The 19,437-nt window shown below is 71.6% G+C and carries 18 protein-coding genes; 9 read left to right on the top strand and 9 right to left on the bottom strand.

All coding sequences use genetic code 11. The annotated features are described in order from the left end of the window. Window positions 1–278: 278 nt before the first annotated feature. Entirely contained in the window at window positions 279–803 is a 525-nt protein-coding gene (locus K8638_RS24970) for a tail fiber protein (RefSeq protein WP_223757120.1), read from the bottom strand. A 459-nt stretch (window positions 804–1,262) separates the two neighbouring features. On the opposite strand from K8638_RS24970, the gene K8638_RS44945 reads away from it, so the two are divergent. After that, a complete protein-coding gene (locus K8638_RS44945) occupies window positions 1,263–3,419 on the top strand; it encodes a collagen-like protein (RefSeq protein WP_370644109.1) in 2,157 nt (718 codons plus the stop codon). Between the two features lie 112 nt (window positions 3,420–3,531). Here the strand turns inward: K8638_RS44945 and K8638_RS24950 are convergent, their stop codons facing one another. Next, window positions 3,532–4,041: a GNAT family N-acetyltransferase gene (locus K8638_RS24950; protein ID WP_223757119.1), complete on the bottom strand. Its 510-nt coding sequence runs from the start codon at window positions 4,039–4,041 to the stop codon at window positions 3,532–3,534. A gap of 165 nt (window positions 4,042–4,206) precedes the next feature. On the opposite strand from K8638_RS24950, the gene K8638_RS24945 reads away from it, so the two are divergent. The 3 genes from K8638_RS24945 (at window position 4,207) to K8638_RS24935 (ending at window position 8,245) form a co-directional block, all read left to right on the top strand. Beyond that, a complete protein-coding gene (locus K8638_RS24945) occupies window positions 4,207–4,728 on the top strand; it encodes a hypothetical protein (RefSeq protein ID WP_223757118.1) in 522 nt (173 codons plus the stop codon). A gap of 588 nt (window positions 4,729–5,316) precedes the next feature. Further along, the gene (locus K8638_RS24940) at window positions 5,317–6,075 is read left to right on the top strand and encodes a DUF1338 domain-containing protein (RefSeq protein ID WP_223757117.1); all 759 of its coding nucleotides are present in this window, start codon (window positions 5,317–5,319) and stop codon (window positions 6,073–6,075) included. An 85-nt stretch (window positions 6,076–6,160) separates the two neighbouring features. After that, window positions 6,161–8,245, top strand: coding sequence for a S9 family peptidase (locus tag K8638_RS24935; protein WP_223757116.1), 2,085 nt, complete (start codon window positions 6,161–6,163; stop codon window positions 8,243–8,245). On the opposite strand, the gene K8638_RS24930 is transcribed toward K8638_RS24935, so the two are convergent. The 3 genes from K8638_RS24930 to K8638_RS24920 all read right to left on the bottom strand — a co-directional run bounded on the left by K8638_RS24930 (window position 8,242) and on the right by K8638_RS24920 (window position 10,787). Then, window positions 8,242–8,829: a GNAT family N-acetyltransferase gene (locus K8638_RS24930; protein WP_223757115.1), complete on the bottom strand. Its 588-nt coding sequence runs from the start codon at window positions 8,827–8,829 to the stop codon at window positions 8,242–8,244. The two genes, K8638_RS24935 and K8638_RS24930, sit on opposite strands and share 4 nt — an antisense overlap. A gap of 125 nt (window positions 8,830–8,954) precedes the next feature. Continuing rightward, window positions 8,955–10,403: an OmpA family protein gene (locus tag K8638_RS24925; RefSeq protein ID WP_223757114.1), complete on the bottom strand. Its 1,449-nt coding sequence runs from the start codon at window positions 10,401–10,403 to the stop codon at window positions 8,955–8,957. 24 nt (window positions 10,404–10,427) lie between these two features. Then, the gene (locus K8638_RS24920) at window positions 10,428–10,787 is read right to left on the bottom strand and encodes a DUF4398 domain-containing protein (RefSeq protein ID WP_223757113.1); all 360 of its coding nucleotides are present in this window, start codon (window positions 10,785–10,787) and stop codon (window positions 10,428–10,430) included. Between the two features lie 213 nt (window positions 10,788–11,000). Here K8638_RS24920 and K8638_RS24915 point away from each other — a divergent pair, with 213 nt between their 5' ends. Continuing rightward, the gene (locus K8638_RS24915; protein WP_223757112.1) at window positions 11,001–11,885 is read left to right on the top strand and encodes a 5'-3' exonuclease H3TH domain-containing protein; all 885 of its coding nucleotides are present in this window, start codon (window positions 11,001–11,003) and stop codon (window positions 11,883–11,885) included. A 52-nt stretch (window positions 11,886–11,937) separates the two neighbouring features. Here K8638_RS24915 and K8638_RS24910 read toward each other — a convergent pair whose 3' ends face one another. Together K8638_RS24910 and K8638_RS24905 are read right to left on the bottom strand one after the other, a co-directional pair. Further along, a complete protein-coding gene (locus K8638_RS24910; RefSeq protein WP_223757111.1) occupies window positions 11,938–12,939 on the bottom strand; it encodes a hypothetical protein in 1,002 nt (333 codons plus the stop codon). Next, window positions 12,936–14,081, bottom strand: coding sequence for a hypothetical protein (locus tag K8638_RS24905; protein ID WP_223757110.1), 1,146 nt, complete (start codon window positions 14,079–14,081; stop codon window positions 12,936–12,938). The genes K8638_RS24910 and K8638_RS24905 overlap by 4 nt, the downstream gene beginning before the upstream one ends. A 306-nt stretch (window positions 14,082–14,387) precedes the next feature. On the opposite strand from K8638_RS24905, the gene K8638_RS24900 reads away from it, so the two are divergent. From K8638_RS24900 to K8638_RS24890, 3 genes are read left to right on the top strand one after another with little or no spacing between them, the layout of a single operon-like run. Next, a complete protein-coding gene (locus K8638_RS24900; protein WP_223757109.1) occupies window positions 14,388–14,828 on the top strand; it encodes a group II truncated hemoglobin in 441 nt (146 codons plus the stop codon). A gap of 42 nt (window positions 14,829–14,870) precedes the next feature. Further along, window positions 14,871–15,470 (top strand): TetR/AcrR family transcriptional regulator, encoded by a 600-nt coding sequence (locus tag K8638_RS24895; protein ID WP_223757108.1) that lies wholly within the window; start codon window positions 14,871–14,873, stop codon window positions 15,468–15,470. 36 nt (window positions 15,471–15,506) lie between these two features. Beyond that, window positions 15,507–16,448: an alpha/beta hydrolase gene (locus K8638_RS24890; RefSeq protein ID WP_223757107.1), complete on the top strand. Its 942-nt coding sequence runs from the start codon at window positions 15,507–15,509 to the stop codon at window positions 16,446–16,448. Between the two features lie 70 nt (window positions 16,449–16,518). Here K8638_RS24890 and K8638_RS24885 read toward each other — a convergent pair whose 3' ends face one another. Continuing rightward, on the bottom strand, window positions 16,519–17,022 hold the full coding sequence (locus K8638_RS24885) for an imm11 family protein (RefSeq protein ID WP_223757106.1): 504 nt from the start codon (window positions 17,020–17,022) through the stop codon (window positions 16,519–16,521). A gap of 220 nt (window positions 17,023–17,242) precedes the next feature. Further along, entirely contained in the window at window positions 17,243–17,698 is a 456-nt protein-coding gene (locus K8638_RS24880; protein WP_223757105.1) for a VOC family protein, read from the bottom strand. Between the two features lie 372 nt (window positions 17,699–18,070). Here K8638_RS24880 and K8638_RS24875 point away from each other — a divergent pair, with 372 nt between their 5' ends. Further along, the gene (locus K8638_RS24875; RefSeq protein ID WP_223757104.1) at window positions 18,071–19,432 is read left to right on the top strand and encodes a serine/threonine-protein kinase; all 1,362 of its coding nucleotides are present in this window, start codon (window positions 18,071–18,073) and stop codon (window positions 19,430–19,432) included. Window positions 19,433–19,437 lie beyond the last annotated feature (5 nt).

Raw genomic sequence — 19,437 nt, 5'->3', positions numbered from 1 at the left:
AGAGGGCCAGCCCCCCGCGCGTGCAGGGTCTCCACTGACCTGTGGGGATGCGCCCTCCCGCGCCGCGTCGCCGGTCATGTGGCGCGGCTTGGAGGGCGGGATGCACGACGGCGTGTCGCCCGGAGGGGCAGGGGGCTCGTTCAGCGGTGAACGCGGGACGCGGCGGTGAATCGGCTCGCTTCGCTGCCGTGGTTCGCGATGGCGGATGGGACGTCCGGCGCGCCCCGCTTCCCAGGATGGAGCGAGGCGCGCCGTGCTTCAGGGGACAGCGCGGTGCTTCAGTTGCGCGAGGGGTAGATGCCTTCCAGCGCGATGATGAAGTTGACGCAGGTGAAGGGCGGCATGTTGTTGTGAGGCTGGTTGCCGCCGGTGAGGCCGATGGCCGCGGGGTTCATGGTCCCGTCGATGGGCGCGGCGCGGTAATTGAGGACCGTCGCCGTCGAGTCCGCCGCCAGCACGGTGCCGATGGGCGTCTCCGTGTCGCCGTTCTGGCTGCTCACGCTGAGGGTGTGGTTGTGCGCCGGAATCTGCGTGGAGAGCAGCGTCACCGTCTCGCTGCCGCCCTGCTCACCCAGGGTTCGGGGGGACAGGCCCGGGCCCTGGCCGGGCTGCATGGGATACCGGCCGCGCAGGTCCGGCAGGGCGAACGTCGTCTGCCCGTTGCCGCCGTACGTGGTGCCGAGGATGGAGAAGAGCGCCGAGTTCTGCGCGATGGAGAGAAGCTGCCCCTGGCAGAACGCCCAACCCCGGGGAGCGAAGTTGCCGCCGAACATGCGAATCTCACCGATGAATGGCTCGGACACGTACGCCTTCCTTTGTGTGGCTGTGAGTGTTTCACTGAGAACAAAAACATGCCGCTCCCACGCAGAGCAAAGAGCCGGCCACGCGTGAAACCCCGGGGCGAAGAGGACCTTGCCGCGGCCTCCACGAGAGCGGCACGCGCGGCGGCTCGGCGGATGGGGCGCATGGTGCACCGCGCCGGCGCGTTCGGCTGAGACGCGGATGCGTTCCCCCGTGACGCATGGAGGTGCGCGGTGATTTCTCGGAAACAGTGCGTCTGGAAGTGACGCGACTGCGTGCCTCCGGGACGCCGGAGGGGCTGGGGTCGCAGCAGTAACTCAAGCGACGATAGCGCCCGCCTCACTGCCGAAGGGCGTGCATGGCTGCCCCTCCCCTCATCCAGACACTCTCTGGCGCGAGGCTTGCTCTGGGCCTCCCGGCACTGAGTTCCCCGACGAGGAGACCCGCAGATGGCTGCTCTTGTGAATTGGCGACGCCCCGCGCATGCGAGGTTCTGGAAGGCGCTCCCGCTGACGGCGATGTTGGTGCTGTCCGGCTGTGATGAACTGAGCAAGCAGGGGCCACAGGGCCCGGCGGGCCCCGCGGGCCCCTCGGGTCCCCAGGGGGAGCAGGGCGTGGCCGGCCCCGCGGGTCCTCAGGGCGAGCAGGGCCTCGCGGGTCCGAAGGGTGACACGGGAGAGGCGGGCCCGGCGGGTCCGCAGGGGCCACAAGGCCCAGCAGGCCCCGCGGGTGGCCCGCAGGGCGAGACGGGCCTGAGCGCGCTGGTGCGCACCACCGCGGAGCCGGCGGGCGCCAATTGCGCCACCGGCGGCGTGCTGTTCGAGGCGGGCGTCGACGCCAACCGCAACGGCGAACTGGAGAACGACGAGGTGGACGCGGACCTGACCCGCTACGTCTGCAACGGCGCGCAGGGCGTGCAGGGCCCCGCGGGTCCCATCGGTGAGACCGGTCCGCAGGGGCTTCGCGGCGAGCAGGGCCCGGCGGGTCCGCAAGGCGAGCGCGGTCTGCAGGGCATTCAGGGGGAGCAGGGCATCCAGGGGCCCATCGGCCTCACCGGTCCCCGGGGTGACACGGGCCCGCAGGGGCCCCAGGGCGAGGTGGGGCCGCAGGGCCAGCAGGGCGCCACCGGTCCGCAGGGTGCCACCGGCCCGCAGGGCCCCCAGGGGGAGCGCGGCCCCGAGGGCCCGCAGGGGCCCACCGGTCCGCAGGGCCTCGTCGGCCTGAGCGCGCTGGTGCGCACCAGCGCCGAAGCGGCAGGGGCGAACTGCGCCACCGGCGGCGTGAGGCTGGAGGCGGGCATCGACGCCAACCGCAACGGCACGCTGGACGCGGCCGAAGTGGACGCCGCGCTGACCCGCTACGTCTGCAACGGCGCGCAGGGGCCTCAGGGCATCCAGGGCATCCAGGGTCCCCAGGGCCTGCGCGGTGAGCAGGGCCCGGCGGGTCCGGCGGGGCTCAACTCGCTGTCGGCGACGGCCGCCGAGGCCGCTGGCGCCAACTGCGCCACGGGCGGCGTGCGGCTCCAGTTCGGCACGGACGCCAACAGCAACGGCACGCTGGACGCAGGCGAGGTGAACGCCGCGCTGACGCGCTACGTGTGCAACGGCGCGCAGGGCCCTCAGGGCATCCAGGGTCCGCAGGGCATCCAGGGTCAGCAGGGCGCCACGGGTCCGCAGGGCGCCACGGGTCCGCAGGGGCCGCAGGGGCCCGCGGGCTCGACGGGTGTCTACGGTGATGGCTCGGCCGGCCCGCTCACCGTGAACTCGCCGACGGACCTCACCACCGTCGCGGGGTACAGCTCCCTGGCGGGCCGGCAGCACCTGCAGTTCACCACCGTCACCATCAACAGCACCCTCGTCGTCCCGAGCGGCACCGTCATTCGGGCCACGGGGGACTTCACCGTCAGCAGCACGGGCACGATCCTCGTGGCCCCGAGCGCCGAGGATACCGGCGTTGGTTCTCCGGAATCGGGAGTGGCCCGGGCTCCGGCGAGTGAGCCCCAGGCCGGGCGCGGGCTGGCACCGCTCCAGGCCGCGCAGCTCGTGCGGCCTGGCGCCCTGGGTGGCGGCGCGGGCGCCAAGCAGGCTGGCGTCAGCGGCGGCGCGGGCGGCGGCTCGCTGGTCATCCTCGCGGCGGGCACCTTCCGGGTACAGCCGGGGGGGGCCATCAACGCCATCGGCGACAACGGCGGCACGTTGGCCAACACCCCGGGCTCGGGCGGTGGCGCGGGTGGTGCCCTCGTCATCGTGGGCAAGACGGCCATCAACGTGGGGGGCGCCCTCCGCGCCATCGGCGGCCGTGGCGGTGACGGCAACAACGGTGGTGGCGCGGGCAAGGGCGGTGGTGGTGGCGGTGGTGGCGGCTTCATCCACCTGCTCTCGTCCGCCTCGCCCACGGTGAGCGGCACCATCGACGTGAGCGGCGGGGCCGCGGGCGTTACGGCGAATCCCACAGGGGCCAGCTCGGCCATCACCTCCGGCGGTGGCGGCGGCGCGTGCGGCGGCAACGGAGGCGATGGTGGCTCGGGCAACCTCACGACGCCCCAGGCGCCGCAGGCGGGCTCGGCCGGCTACAGCTTCCAGACGGTGACGCCCACCCCGGAGAACCTGTTCATGTGACGTGAGCCGGATGGCCTGAAGTGACACACGGCGGCCCGCGGGCAATCAGCTCGCGGGCCGTTCGTGTTCCAGGCGCATGCCGCGTTCTCTCGAAGCCCTGGCCCGGGGAGCCTCAGCCCCCGCGCGGCGTGGGCAGCCACTCCAGGGCCAGGTACAGGTCGCCCTCACCGGCGGGCGCCGCCGTGTCCGGCTGGAAGCCCAGCCGCGTGTACAGCCGGTGCGCGGGGCTGCCCTTCAGCACGCGCAGCTTCAGCGGCACGCGCGCCTTCGCCGCCTCGCCTTGCAGCTCTCGCAGCAGGCGCGTTCCCACGCCCGAGCCCCGGCTCGCCGGCAGCAGGGCGATGTCCACGAGGCGCCACTCCCGTTCACCGCGCGCCACCAGCAGCCTCCCCGCGGGCTGCCCCTCCACCAGCACCAGGCGATGGTCCGCCCCGGCGTAACGGGTGGCCCAGTCGCGTCCCTGCGCCAGCCACTGCATCCGCAGGAAGGCGTCCCGCTGTGCCGGGGCCCAGCCCCACATGGCCACCTCGTCCTCGCGGGTGCTGGCGTAGAGGGCGAACAGGAAGGCCTCGTCCGAGGCGGTGGCGGGACGCAGGGTGACGGGCACGGTGCAAGGCAGCATGGACCGCCGGGCAACGCGGCGTCCACCACCGCACGCGGACCTTCCCCCGGAGTCCTCCAGGCAACGGCGGTGCAGGCAGCCGCAAGCTCTGACGTTCTGGGAATCGCCGCTCAAACGTCAGACCCGGATGGGAGCCTCGAGGGGATTTTCATTCAGGAGCACGTCATGAAGAAGACGCGAGACCAGGAGCTGACGCTGGCCCTCCAGGAGGCCCGCGAGACGGAGGCGCGGTGGCGGGGACTCGCCGCGCGGTTGATGGAGCTGGGCGACGACGCCATGGACGCGCAGCTGCTGGTGGCCTTCCGCGCCGCGCGCGAGGAGGGCGTGGTGCCGCCGGACGCGGGCTTCTTCCTGGTGGCCCACATCCTCACCGCCATGGCGGACGAGGCCATCAGCGAGGACCCGCGCGTGCGGCGGCTCGCGCGCGAGCTGGACCTGATGGAGCGCGAGTACGGCCTGGGCGACGGAGCCTGGCACGACGACGAGACGCCGCCCGAGGAGTGGGAGGCCCTCTGCGCGGAGTACGAGGCCGCGTGCGACGAGGCCCGAGCCACCTTCTTCCGCGCCTACGGCGAGGAGGACATGGCCCGGCTCTACCTGGAGGACCGCCTCTGCTTCCACCGCCGCTTCGAGAGCGGGCGCCGCTTCTTCCACGGCCTGCCCATGCTCCCCGAGCACCTGCACTGACCGGACGCGCGGCGCACGCCCGGGAAGATTTCGTGGAACGAGCGTTCCTTCCACACCCGCGCGGGGCCCGGTGTGGGGCGTCGCGCTGGCAGAGGGTGGAGCCGGGCCTGTGGGGCCGTCTCCGCTCTCGCGTTCTCAACTCCTGGCAGATGTGCCGCACGAAGGCATGTGGGGGGACGGGCGGGCACAGGCGTTCCGTGGAGCTGCCTTTGGCTCCCCGTCGCACATTGATGGCGCAATCTTACCGTGACGAACCTGTCAATTAGCTTTGCTTCAGGATGGCGCAATGCGCTGTTGATGAAGAGTCTTGCGTGGCGCTGGCGTTTTTACCCGGCACACCCTATCTCCGCGCTCGCTTTCGGGCGGTGAGGGCGGTGGCGGGAAGGAAGTCAATGCATACCATGGGTGTGGAGACTCGAAACTCCAAGGCGAGTCTCCAGCAGCCTCCGCGCTGCACGGCGGCGCGCGTATCCGGTTGAGCAGTCCCCTCCAAGGACCCGGACCCGCGCGCCGCCGCTCTTTTTTCCGGCATCAGGAGCTTCTCGGGCGCGGGCCGCACGTCCAGGCGTGGCGCTACATTGCCGCGCCATGACGACCGCCCATGCCACCCGTCTCCTCGCGCTGCTCTGGGAGCGCTACGCCGCCGAGGTGCCCTACGCGCGCACCTTCGTCCAGCTCTCCGGGGGCAGCTTCCGCAACGACCACGTCGCGCTCCGTTCGCTGGCCCGGCCCGGCAGCGGCATCGCGATGTTCTCCCGGCCCTTCGAGCGGCTCGGGTGGAAGCCCGCGGGTGCGTACACCTTCCCCGACGCGCACCTGTCCGCCATCTACATGTCCCATCCGGCGGGGCTGCCGCGCGTCTTCATCTCCGAGCTGAAGCAGGAGGAGCTCTCCCCGCGCGCCCGCGAGCTGCTCGCCGCGCTGCCCGAGGACCCGCCCGCGCCGGATGACGTGGAGGCGCTCGCCGCGTGGTTCTCCGCGCCGCCGGCGCCGCCGGACGAGGCCGCGCTGCTGGAGCTGGAGAAGGAGTCGCAGTACGGCGCGTGGCTGCTCGCGTTCGGCCGCAAGGTGAACCACTTCACCGGCTCCGTGGATGACGTGGAGGTGTGGCAGCGGCGCATGCGCGAGGCGGGTGTGCCCATGAAGGCGGACATCGAGGGCGCCCCCGGCACGTCGCTGCGGCAGACGGCCACCCACGCCGCGCCGCTGCCGGTGGCGCTGAAGGGCGGTGGCGCGCGCGCGTGGCCCTATGCCTACTTCGAGATTGCCCAGCGCTCGGTGGACTTCGACGGCTTCCTGGGGCCGCAGGCGCGAGCGCTCTTCGACATGACGAAGCGCGGCGGCTAGGTGCTCATCCGGGGTGGGTGTTCGGTGTCCACTCCTGTAGGCTGGCCCCTTCCTTCACTACCTCCTGGGGGACTCGATGCGTCGGGTGACGCGAATCTTCGGACTGGGCGCGATGCTGCTGGGAGCGCCCGGCCTCGGACAGCAGGCCACTTCCGGCGCCGAGCTGCGTCAGGCGGACGTGGCGCTCCGCGGCGCGGTGGTGAAGGCGGTCCGCCCTCCGCTGGAGTCCGTCTACGAGGCGCTCCTGGACACCGTGCGCTTCCGGCAGGTGGCCCTGGCTCCGAACGGCAAGCGCGTGGCCTGGGTGGAGTCCGGCTCGGAGCCGGGCTCGCGGAACGGAGGGGGCGTCATCCAGGTGCTGGACCTCTCCGAGCCCGGCGCGAAGCCGGTCCACGTCACCGTCTGTCTCGGACACAGCGCGTGCAACGAGTCCTCGCTGACATGGGATTCGGATGGGCGGCGGCTGGCGTTCCTGTCCGACGCCGGGCTGGGCGGGACGGCGCAGCTCTACGTGGTGGACGTCGTGTCCAACGGCCCTGCGCGGAAGCTGACGTCATTCACCACGGCGGTGTCCGCTCCGCGGTGGGCGCCGGATGGGGACTCGGTCGCGGTGCTCGTCATGCAGGGCGACGGTGCCGAGCACGCCAAGGGCCCCACGGGGCCCGCGTCCCGCGAGACGGGCGTGGTGCAGGAGTCGCACCCCGTGCGGCGCGTGGCCGTCGTCGACGCGGACGGTGACGGGCACCGCTTCGTGTCTCCGGAGCACCTGTTCGTCTACGAGTTCTCGTGGAGCCCGGACAGCGAGACGCTGGCCATCACCGCCGCGCCTCCGCCCGGAGACGCGAACTGGTGGGTGGCGAAGCTGCACGCGGTGGACGTGGAGTCGGGCCGCGCGCGGCTGCTCCACGCGCCGAAGTGGGCGCTGGCCGAGCCCACGTGGAGCCCCGACGGGAAGCACGTCGCCTTCATCGAGGGGCTGATGAGCGACCAGGGCGTCCATGGTGGTGACGTCCACGTGGTGCCGGCGGCGGGCGGCAAGGCGCGCAACGTCACCCCGGGGATGAAGGCCACCGCCACCAGCCTGGACTGGGTGGCGCCGGGGCGGCTGGTGTTTGGCGCGCAGGTGCAAGGGGAGTCGGCGCTGGGGGCGGTAGACCCGGTGAAGGGCGGGGTGACGATGCTGTGGAAGGGCCCCGAGCACATCAGCGCGGGCGGCTCCGTGGGAGCCTCGCTGTCACGTGACGGGGAGCTGAGCGCGGTGCTGCGCGAGTCCTTCACGCGCGCGCCGGACGTGTGGGTGGGGCCGGTGGGGGCGTGGAAGCCGGTCACCCGTCACAACGCGGAGGTGAAGCTCCCCGTGGGAGCGGTGCGCAGCGTGACGTGGAAGAGCGACGGGCTGGAGATGCAGGGTTGGCTGATGGCGCCGCCCACGCCGCCGGTGGGCAGTGCCCGGGCGCCCATGGTGACGTCGATTCACGGCGGGCCGGCGGCGGGAGTGCTGCCGGCCTTCCACCCGCAGGCGCTGCTGCTCACGAGCCAGGGCTACTACGTCTTCCTCCCCAACGCGCGCGGCAGCTTCGGGCAGGGCGCGGACTTCGTGCAGGCCAACCGGCGCGACTTCGGCTACGGCGACCTGCGGGACGTCATGGCGGGCGTGGACGCGGTGCTGGCCAGCGAGCCGGTGGACCCGACGCGGCTGGGCATCACCGGGTGGAGCTACGGCGGCTACATGACGATGTGGGCGGTGACGCAGACGCAGCGCTTCCGGGCGGCGGTGGCGGGCGCGGGCGTCTCCAACTGGCAGAGCTACTACGGGACGAACCGCATCGACACGTGGATGCTGCCGTACTTCGGCGCGTCCGTGTACGACGAGCCGGACGTGTACTCGCGCAGCTCGCCCATCAACTTCGTGAAGCTGGTGCGCACGCCGACGCTGCTGCTGCACGGTGAGCGGGACGTGGAGGTGCCCGCGTCGCAGAGCTACGAGTTCTTCAAGGCGCTCAAGGCGCTGGGGCAGAAGACCCAGCTCGTCATCTACGCGGACGAGGGGCACGGGCTGCGCAAGCTGGAGCACCAGTGGGACCGCTCGAAGCGGCTGGTGGAGTGGTTCGACACGCACCTGCCTCCGCCGAACCTGCCCGCGCCGAGGGTTACGACGCCGCTGCGCTAACGCGGCTCCGGGGTGTCATCGGGCGCGACGCGGGCGGTGAGGACGTGGTCGCGCCAGCGGCCGTCGATGAGGAGGAAGCTGCGCGCGTAGCCCTCCACGGTGAAGCCCAGGCGCTTGAGCACGGCGGCGCTCTTGAGGTTCTCCGGCAGGTGGTTGGCGTGGAGGCGGTGCAGGCGCATGACGCCGAAGGCGTAGTCGCAGACGGCGCGCAGGGCCTCCGTCATGAGGCCCCTGCCCTCGTAGCGGTGGTCCAGGGCGTAGCCCAGGTCCGCGGACTGGAGGGGGCCGCGGCGGATGTTCGTGAGGGAGAGGTTGCCGATGACGGGCGCCGAGCCGAGGGGCCTCTCGCGCGGGAGGAGGAGCAGGCGCAGGGAGACGTCGTGCCGGAAGTCCTCGCGGTCCTGCGCGAGCCGCGTGCGCCAGTACGTCACCGAGAAGAAGTTGGCGGGCCGCTCCGGGGACACCGGGCCGAAGTGGTCGCGGTTGGCTTCGTGGTACTCCAGCACGCGCCACGCCGCGTCCGGTGGGAGGAGCGCCAGGTGCAGGCGCTCGGTGGTGAGCAGGGCGGAGGTATCGGAGGCCATGGCGCGGAACCGCCCCCGAGGCTAGCGCTTCTCGGGGGCGGTGGGGGCCGCGGACTCCCGAGCCGGCCGGCGCTCGCGGGTCCTGGCGTGCTCGCGAGGCGGGCCTGCTCCGGGGAGTCCCACGCTCAGCGAGGCGGCTGCGTGTCGCTCTGGCCGGGCTGGGCGCCGGGCCGCGGCGGGGTGGCGCCTTCGATGTCTCCGTCCAGGGTGTGACTGCCGCTCTCCGGCCCCTGCACGTCGGTCCCCTCTGAGGGCTGCTGCGTGCCCGTGCCGCCCGTGCCCTGCTGGGGCGCTGGCTCCTGCGAGCCCTGGGGCGCGGGCTGCTGCTCCGTGCCCGTGCCGCCCGTGCCCTGCTGGGGCGCGGGTTGCTCGCCACTTCCACCGATGGCCCGCGCCTCGCGCTCGATGATGATTTCCACGCGCCGGTTGTTGGCCCGGCCCTCGGGCGAGGTGTTGGTGGCCACCGGCCGGTACTCGCCCAGGCCCCGGATGCGGACACGTTCGGCGGGCACGCCTTGCGAGACGAGGAACTCACGCACGCGCTCGGCGCGGCGGTAGGACAGCTCCTCGTTGTAGTCGTCCGGCCCCTGCGAGTCCGTGTGCCCCTCGATGAGTAACGGGCTCTGCGTCTGCTTCAGCACGTCCGCGACCTGGGTCAGCCTGTCCCGCGCCGCCGGGAGCAGGTCCACCGCGTCCGAGGCGAAGAGCACGCTGCCGGACAGCGTCACCACCAGGCCGCGCGCCTCCTCCCGCACCTTCAGGTCCTTCGCCGTCTCATCCAGCCGCGTCAGCGCCTCGGTGGCCTTGCGCTCCGCCTCCAGCCGCGCCTGGCGCTCCTGCTCGGCCTGCTGCTCCGCCTGCACGCGCGCCTGGCGCTCCTGCTCGAGCTGCGCGGCCTGCTGCTGCAGCTCCACGTTCTGCTGCGCCAGCCGCTGCGCCTCGGCCTCGGCCTGCATGCGGCGCTGCTCCTCCTCCTGCCGCCGCGCCGTCTCCGCGGCCAGCCGCTGCGCCTCCGCCTGCCGCTGCTGGGCCTGGACCCTCAGCCGCTCCGCCTCCTGCTGGCGCCGCTGGGCATCCGCCCGCAGCCGCTCCGCCTCCTGCTGCTGCGTCTGCGCGAGCTGCGAGGCCCGCTGCTGCTGCGCGAGCGCCTCCTGCCGCTCACGCTCGGCCTGGGCGAGCTGCTGCCGCGCCGCCTCCAGCTCCGCCTCCACGCGCTCGCGCTGGCGTGCCTGCGCTTCCTTCATCGCCGCCTGCGCCTCCGCGAAGCGGCGCGCCGAGAGGTCCGCCGTGCCGCGCGCATCCGCGGTCTCCGCCTTCCGGAGCGCCACGTACGCCAGCGAGCGCGCGCGAGGCGAGTCCTTGCTGCGGTCATACTCCCGCTCGGCTTCCAGCAGCGCGTCGCGGGCGTCCGCGACGTCCTCCGGGCGCGCCTGCCCCTCGGGGCTGGTGGACAGCTCCTGGTACGCCGCGCGTGCCGCGGTCAGCTCCTTCGGCGGCGGTCCGCTCGCACATCCCACCGCCACCAACGCCGTGGCCCCGGCGAGGGCCTTCCATCCATGCTTCCAACGCACCATGACGCTCTCCTCTCGGGCTGGCGGCTACTGGAGACCGCGGCGGAGGGACTCCGCCTGCTGGGTGGCTCGGTCCGCCTGCCGCTGGATGGGAATGGAGCGGGCCAGCGCGTGCGCCAGGTCCGCGTCCGCCGCGGCCTGCATGAAGCGCAGCTCCGCGGCCTCTTCCTCGCCCTCCACCAGCAGGCGCTCCGCGTCGGAGACCTGCTGCCGGGCGTACTCCAGGTGCCGGGCGGCCTCGGGAATCCGGTCCGCGCCGGCTCCTTCCGCGGCCTTCAGCGAGGCCTCCGCCTCCACGCGGCGCTCATTGGGAACGGGAACAACACGCTGTCCGGCGCACCCGACCACGGTCAGGCACAGCAGGGCGGCAAGCAGCTTCGGGCGCACGGTTCACCTCCAGCCGTCGGGACACCGGGCGCGGGACGCCGCGCCCACAGCCAGAGGTGAGCCCTTCCCCGCAGGCCGGCAATCCGCAGGAGATAGGGTCGCCTGAAGAGGGGGCGGGCGGCCGTGTACGCTGTCGCCCCAGAGGATGAAGTCCCTTGTCACCGCGCACCACCGGACTGGCCGGGGCGCACCGGGAAGGGTAGAGGGAGCGGCATGCGCTTGCACCTGGTGGACGGTACCTATGAGCTGTATCGCGCCCACTTCTCGCCCCGGCCCGGCCACACGGCGCCGGACGGGAAGGACGTGAAGGCCACGGTGGGGTTGATGTCCTCGCTGCTCGCGCTGCTGCACGACGCGGCGGAGGGCGTGACGCACGTGGCGGTGGCGTTCGACAACCCCATCCGCTCGTTCCGCAACGCGCTGTTCGCCGGCTACAAGAGCGACGAGGGCGTGCCGCCGGAGCTGCACGCGCAGTTCGACCTCGCGGAGGAGGCGGTGCGCGCGCTGGGCGTGAGGGTGTGGTCCATGAAGGAGCAGGAGGCGGACGACGCGCTGGCCACGGCCGCGGCGCGCTGGGCGGGCGAGGTGGAGCAGGTGCGGCTGCTCACGCCGGACAAGGACCTGGGCCAGTGCGTGCGCGGCAAGAAGGTGGTGCAGGTGGACCGGCGGCAGGAGAAGGAAATCGACGAGGACGGCGTGCGCGCGAAGCTGGGCGTGTCCCCCGCGAGCGTGCCGGACCTGCTGGCGCTGATGGGCGACGACGCGGACGGCATCCCCGGGCTGCCGGGCTTCGGTGAGAAGGGCGCGTCCGCGCTGCTGGGCGCCTACGGCCACCTGGAGGCCATTCCGGCGGACGCGTCGGAGTGGAAGGTGCGCCCGCGCGGCGCGGAGAAGCTGGCCGCCACGCTGCGCGAGCACCGCGAGGACGCGCTCCTGTACCGCCGGCTCGCCACGCTGGTGACGGATGCGCCGCTGCCGGGCACGGCGTCCCTGGCGGACCTGGAGTGGGCGGGCGTGCCCCAGGGTCTCTACGAGGCGCTCTGCGACAGGCTGGGGCTCACCACCCTCAAGCGCCGCCCGAAGCGCTGGGCGGCGTAGGGCGCGAAACCACCGGACGCCCGCGCGGAGTGTGCGCGGACGCCCGGCCGGCTCAGTCGTGGCGGCGGAAGACGAAGAAGCCCTGGTCGTGCGCGAGCAGCAGGTAGTCTCCGGCCAGCGCCAGGTCGTGGGTGACGAACCGGGAGTAGCGCTCTATCGGCGTCACCAGCCGATGGACGTCCGGCGCCTCCGGGTTGCCGAGGTCGTAGTCCTTGAGCTGTCCGGTGCTGCCGGACGGGACGATGAGCTGGTCTCCGTTCAGCAGCATGCCGGCGGAGTTGGTGCCTGACCCGAAGCCGGCCTTGGCCACTCGCGGCGCCGCGGGGTCCTTCACGTCGATGATGGCGGTGTCGCCCACGTCGCCCACCGAGCCGTACAGCCAGCGGCCGTCGTACAGCGCCAGGTCGCTCATCATCGGCACCTTCACGGTGCCGAGCCGCTGCAGGCCCGTGTCCAGCGAGACGATGGTCAGCCCGTCGGAGCCGCCCGCGTACAGCCGGCCGCCCTCCAGGTGGATGGACTTCGCGTACGCCGGGGAGATGATTTCCGGTGCGCCCGGCTCCGACGGCGTCGACACGTCCACGCGCCGCACGCCCGCCTCGAGGCCGGCGTAATACAGCCAGTTGCCGTCGAAGGTGAGCTGTCCGACGCCGGTGCCGCCCGAGCTGAACGCCGCAATCTGCCGCGGGTTGGGTGCATCTCCGGAGTCGTATGCGAAGAGCACCACGCGGGCGCCATGTCCCACCGCGACCAGCCCCTTCTTCACGGCGAGGTGGTTGCCCGCCTGCGGTGACTGGGGCTCCACCCTCAAGGCCCCCAGGTGCTCCGCGTCCTCGCCGGAGTGGAGGCGGTACATCTGGAGGCCGTAGCTGTCACGCACCCAGACGACGCCGTCGAGCTCCTCGACGTCGAAGGCGGCGCCGGTGGGCGAGCTCGACGTCTTGAACGACGCGACCTCTTCCATGGCCTCCAGGTCGATGCGGGTCGCCTCGTCCCCGCACGCGGCGAGCAGCGCCACGAGCAGCAGCCGGCCCACGTTTCCGATAGAGCTCATCGCGCGACGCATTTGGGGCACTCCAGGTCCTCGTCCACCAGCTTCCACAGGCCCGTGTGCGAGTCGCTGTGGTCCCACAACCAGATGCCGTCCTTGCCGTCCATGACCATGTTGAGCACGCGCGGCAGGCCCGTGACGACGGTGACCCACTCGGTCTGCTTGTCGCCCGCGCGGTGGGCGAGCACGTGGCCCTCGCCGCCAATCTGCTCCGTGCGCATCGCGACGTACGCGTTGTTGTCCTTGTCGACGACCATCGCGAAGGGCCTGCCGAAGTAGCTCTGGTCGTTGACGGGCGAGCGGACGATGGCGCGCTTCGTGAGCCGCGCGTCGCCGGGCTTGAACGTGTACAGCTCCGGCTCGTCGTTCATCACCGCGAGCGTCATGTGGCCTTCGCCGTCGATGCGGAGGCCGCCGATGACGTTGGAGGAGGCGTTGCAGCTCCCCAGCTCGCGCGTGTCACAGTCGAAAATCTTCGTCGCGCTCGACAGGTCCGCAGGCAGCTCGAAGATGCGCGAGCCGTTGGTGGCGTAGACCTTCCCGTTGGGGTGGAGCACGGCGCTCACGGGCGCGGAGGTAGTGCCGGCGCTCGGCGGGGTGTTGGGAATCTCCTCCCACACCGAGGCTCCCGGGGCGAGCCGCTGCAGCGGCCGGAAGCCGCTGGCCGAGCCCGCCATGCCGAGCATCGCGCCGCCAGGCGTCTTCAGCACCGGCATCACCCGGCCGCCGTCGGCGAGCGTGGGGACGGGCGTGAAGCCGTCCTCGGTGAGGACGCGGTACCGCTCGATGTACCCGTTCGTCCCGTTCTCGCTCACGGAGGCGATGATGCCGAGGCCCGGGACGGTGCGGGGCAGGTCCATGATGTTGCCGGCGACGTCGCTACGCTGCACCCAGACCTGGGTGTCCTCCTCGAGCGAGCCCTGGAGCTTCCACAGGCCCATGGAGGACTGCAGGTTCACGTAGGCGTGGCCGTCATCCGTCACGGCGAGCGCGCCAAGGGTCCGGCCCACCGGTGGGAAGCCGATGTTCACCGCCTTCATCGAGGTGGGGTCGGTGCCGTCACCACAGCCGGCGGCACCCAACAGGAGGACCGCCGCCAGCAGCCGCCGGGCGGAGGTCGGAAAATACTGCGATGTGAGATTCAAGCGGCTCTCCTCGCACCCGCCCTGAGTTCAAGAGAGAACTCTCGCAGGCGGGGCTTCAAGCGGCTTGAGCCTATGGGTGCAAAAATCCAGCATCAAGGGATGGATTGTGACCCAGGGAGGTGCTGTGCCTACCCTGTCGCCTGGCCCGTGCCGCCCTGGTCCGCCGGGGGCATGGGGCGCGGCAGGTTCACGGTGAAGGCGCGTACCGCCTGCCACCCTGGCTACTTCCCCGGCGCGATTCCCAGGTGCCCGGGGCTCGAGAGCCGGTCAGGATGGACGAAGTCACTCCTGCCGTTGAAGGAAGTCATGTCCGTTGAACTGAAGATGCCCACCTCGGATGACTGGGTCCCCTCCATGGACGACCTGCCGTACCACCGCCTGGGCGGTGAGGAGCAGGTGCGCGCGCTGGCCTACGCCTTCTATGACGCCATGGACGCCGACGAGCCGGCGCTGGCGAAGCTGCACGAGCTGGACGAGCACGGCCGGGTGAACGCCGGCATCCGCGAGCGCTTCGGCCTGTTCCTCATCGGCTGGCTGGGGGGCCCGCAACATTATATGGAGCGCCACGGCCACCCCCGCCTGCGCATGCGCCACGCGCACGTGCCGGTGGACACGGCCATGCGTGACGCCTGGCTGCGCTGCATGCGCAAGGCCATGGACGCGCGAGGCATCACCGGCGGGCTGCGCCGCTTCCTCGATGAGCGCTTCGCCAACGTGGCGGACTTCCTCCGCAACACCGAGGGCTGAGCCCCGGTTGCGGAAAAAGCACGACCGTTTTATATCTCCTCCATGCGGAAGGGCGAGCTCACGCACCAGACCATTCTCGAACGGGCCGTCCGGCTGGCGAGCCGGGTGGGCCTGGAGGGTCTGAGCATCGGCGGGCTGGCGGAGGAGCTGAACCTCTCCAAGAGCGGCCTCTTCGCGCACTTCAAGTCCAAGGCGGTCCTCCAGGTGCAGGTGCTGGAGACCGCCACCGCGCTCTTCACCGAGCGCGTCATCCGCCCGGCGCTGACGAAGCCCCGCGGCGAGCCCCGGGTGCGCGCCCTCTTCGAGGGCTGGCTGGCGTGGGACAAGGACCAGCTCCTCGAGGGCGGCTGCATCTTCGTGGCGGCGTCGGTGGAGTTGGATGACTCACCCGGGCCCGCGCGGGACAAGCTGGTGCAGACGCAGCGGGACTGGCTGGACGTGCTGGCGCAGGCCGCGCGCATCGCCGTGGCGGAAGGGCACTTCCGCGAGGACGTGGACGTGGAGCAGTTCGCCCACGACGAGTACGCGGTGATGCTGGGCTTCCACCACGCGAAGCGGCTGATGAGAGACCCCCAGGCGGAGACGCGCGCCCGGCGCGCCTTCGAGGCGCTGCTCGCCGCCGCCCGGGCCCCCGCCCACTGATTCTTCATTCTGGAGTCCTTCGAGGAGGCCCTCGTCATGGCAGAAAATAGCACGAACGTTCGGACGAAGATGGCGCTGTGGGGAGTGCGGGCGACGGCGCGGAGCCTGGGGGTGGTGGCGCCGGGGCTGGCGGCGTCGTGGGGGGAGCGGCTGTTCCTGACGCCCCGGCGGACGCGGCGCTCGCGCACGGCGGAGGCGGTGCTGGCGAAGGGGCAGCAGCGGATGCTGAAGCTGGCGGGCGAGCAGGTGGCGGTGTGGAGCTGGGGCGAGGGCCCCCGGGTGCTGCTGGTGCACGGGTGGAGCGGCTACGGCGGGCAGCTCACGGCCTTCGTGGCACCGCTGGTGGAGGCGGGCTTCTCCGTGGTGGCGTACGACGCGCCGGGGCACGGGGTGTCGTCCGGACGCCGCAGCTCGCTGCCGGAGATGGCGGAGTTGGTGGCGGAGGTGGGGCGCGCGACGGGCGGGCCGTTCGCGGTGGTGGCGCACTCGCTCGGCGCGTCGGCCACGGCGGTGGCGATGCGGGACGGGCTGAAGGCGGAGCGCGCGGTGTTCCTGTCACCGCCCTCGGACCCGCGCGGAGGTATCTGGGCCTTCGGGAAGGCGATGGGCCTGTCCGACGGCGTCCAGCGGCGAATCCAGGCGCGCATCGAGACGCGGTTCGACATGCGGATGAGGGATTTGGCGCTGCCGAACTTCGTGGGCCTGCTGCGCGTGCCGCTGCGCATCTTCCACGACGTGGGGGACCGTGAGGTGCCGCTGGCGGCGGGCGAGGCGGTGGCCCAGGCGTGGCCGGGCGCGACGCTGACGCGCACGGAGGGGCTGGGCCACTACCGCATCCTGTACTCGCCGGAGGTGGTGGCGCCCGCGGTGGACTTCATCGCGGAAGGCCGCCCGCGCGGCGAATGGCCGGTGCCGGCGGTGATGGCCTCGGCCGTGCCCTCCTCGCGCAGCGCGCTGCGTCTCGTGCATGGCGGCTGAGGTGGAAGTGGCCGGAGTATTCGTTCAGAGACTGTGACGGATGGGCGTGCCAGCGCTGAATTCTCGCCATTCAGGCTCGCTGGTCAGCGTGTCCTCCACGATGCCCTGTCACACGCTCGAAATGCACTCCAAGGTTCCCGATTCCCTCAAGCGCGTTCTTGATTTCCTCGGACACGATGAAGGCTGACCGATAGCCCTGAATCCGGAAGACACGCGCGTTTTCGATTTTCGAGGTGTCTATCCGCAGCCCGGAGATGGAGCGGTATTCGCCCGCCCGTTCAGGTGCAGCGCCGTTTGGAGGATAGAGCTGGACCTCTCTGGAGTTCGCTTCATCAACGCACTTGAAGCACTTTGTTGCGTTGATGATGTAGAGCGGCTTCGCCGCCCCTTCGACGTCTACAGGGAACACCTGGACGTCGTTGGGCGCGAGTTCACGGAAGGCACGCGCGACCAACTCATCTGCGATGGGCGCTCTCCCGGAGTTGGCCACCGAGAAGGAGCGCTGGGGGCCGCCGTGGAGTGGCCGGGTCTTGAGCGGTCCTGGATCTGGCAGCAGCCTACCGTCGCCAAACATCCACGGGTCATCCAACTCGCCACCCGATGCTGGGACGGGCAGTCCCAGACACCACTGAGGGACATCTGCAATGCCAATGTCGTAGAAATGGTGCGCCACAACTCGTTCCCGTTCAGCAATCCAGCGACCCGCGGGAAGATGCCAGCCTCGGACGCTTCGAGCGCTCGCTCCTCGCATCGTGGGTATCAAGGAGCGAGCGTTTGAATTCAGCAGGACGGCGCTATCCGCCCATCTTCGCCATGCGGCGCTGCATCTCCTCGGGCGACACGTCCTCGATGTGCTGCGCGAGCGTCCACCGGAAGCCCTCGGGGTCCTCGAACTGGCCGGAGCGGTCGCCGTAGAACTGGTTCTCCAGTGGTCGCACCACCTTGCCGCCGGCCTTCACGAAGCGCTCGGCGAGCGCGTCCACGTTCTCCGTGTAGAGGCAGAGCCCCACCGGTGAGCCGCCGTACTGCTTCGTGCTCTTGCTGCCCATCTCGGGGAACTCGTCCGACACCATGAGCCGCGAGTTGCCAATCTGCAGTTCCGCGTGTCCGACCTTTCCGTTCGGCATTGGCATCCGGAACAACTCGGTGGCGCCGAGCGCGGCCTTGTAGAACTCGATGGCCTTCGTGGCGTCGTTCAGCGCGAGGTACGGCGTGAGGGAGTGATAGCCGTCGGGAATCGCCTTGGGCATGGCTGCTCCTGGGGGTGGGCCCGCTCCATGCGGGGGTGGGGGCGGGGAGGCTGCGCGCACCAGGGCTCGGGCTGCAAGGCCGTTCAGTGGCTTCTGGACAGGAGATGACACCATGGCCCCCGGTCACGGCGGCACGGCTCGCACTGCGTTGGTGGCACGTTGGGGACGTTGGCTCTGTGCGTGACCGCGCATGTCGCGACCCTTCGCGGCGGGAGTACGTCGCGACGGAGCTCGTTGACCTGGGGGATTGCGCTGACACGCGCCTACTCCGGGAGTAGCCTCCTGGCGAGCGGTGCGAACCGCGCATCTCCTTGCGAGGCACTCATGCAGTATGGCCCATTGAATCCGGCGCGCCTTCCCTCGGGGACGAGGGTGGGGTCCTGGCGCGTGCTGGAGCGGCGCGGGTTGGGGGCCCACGGGGCCGTCTACCGGGCCATCGGCGCGGAGGTACCCCGCGGCTTCGTGGCCCTCAAGCTGGCCCTGCACCCTCGCAACGAGCGCTTCGCGCGGGAGGTGGAGCTGCTCTCCCGCCTCCGTCATCCCAACGTCCCACGCCTCGTGGACCATGGCGTCTGGCAACAGTACCCGTACCTCGCGATGGAGCTGGCTGACGGCGCGTCGCTGTATGACTGGGCGCTGGAGCGCGTGCCCACCTCGCGGCAGGTGCTCCACGCCCTCGCCAGCCTCGCGCGGGCCCTGGAGGCGACACATTCAGCGGGCGGCGTCCACCGCGACGTGAAGGGCGACAACACGCTCGTCAGAGAGGCGGACGGCCGGGTCTTCCTCACCGACTTCAGCTCCGGGCACTACATTGGAGCCGCCACGCTCACGCAGCCGCCGTTTCCGCCCGGGACGCCGCCCTACCGTTCGCCGGAGGCGTGGCGGTCCGTGCAGCTGCCCATGCGCGAGCCCATCGTGCCCTACGCCCCCGGGCCGGCGGATGACGTCTTCGCGCTGGGTGTCACCGCCTACCGACTGGTGACCGGGGAGTACCCCTTCCCTTCGAATCCGGCGCCCGATGCCGTGTCCATGGAGGGAGCCACGCCTCCGTCCGTGCGAGCGGTCAACGCCCGCTGCTGCGAGGAGTTGAGTGCGCTGACGACCCGGATGCTCTCCGCGAGCCCCGAGGCACGCGGAAGTGCGCGCGAGCTGGCCGCGGCGCTGGAGCACGCCGTGCGCGAGGCGGGGCCGGAAGCGGATGTGCCCCTCTTCGTCCGGGAGGTGTCTCGGCCCGTGGAGGCCCGGGCCGCTCCCCGGCACGTCCCGCGTCACCCTCCCAGTCGCTCCAGGCGGTCCTGGCTCACGGCGGCCAGCCTCGGAGGCGCGCTCGCGCTGGGAGCTGGGTGGATGCTGAGCGCGAATCCTGGAGAGGAGGCGGAGACGGTGCAGGCTTCAGCGCCCGAGGAGGGCAGGGATGGCGGCACAGTCGCCGTCGGAGACTCGGTGCTGACGGCCCCGGTGCCTCTCACCCGCGCCCCCTCTGCGTGGTCCACCATCGCCGTGGACCTGCCTCCCAGGCCTCTCCCGGGCCAGCGGCGGCCGGATGCCAACGGCCGCTGTCCCCTCAAGGAGCAGGTGCCCATCAATGGAGGCTGTTGGATCAAGCTGAACGTGGACCTGAAGACCTGCGGGGAGGAGGGCTACATCCACGAGGGCGGATGCTATGTGCCCTCCGTTCCTCCCGCGCGCCCTCCCACCTCGAGTCCAGCGAATCGCCCTGAGGATGCCCCGTAGCTCGA

Source organism: Myxococcus sp. RHSTA-1-4 (genome assembly GCF_020037125.1).
GTDB lineage: Bacteria > Myxococcota > Myxococcia > Myxococcales > Myxococcaceae > Myxococcus.
This window is presented reverse-complemented; position numbering and strand designations above follow the sequence as displayed.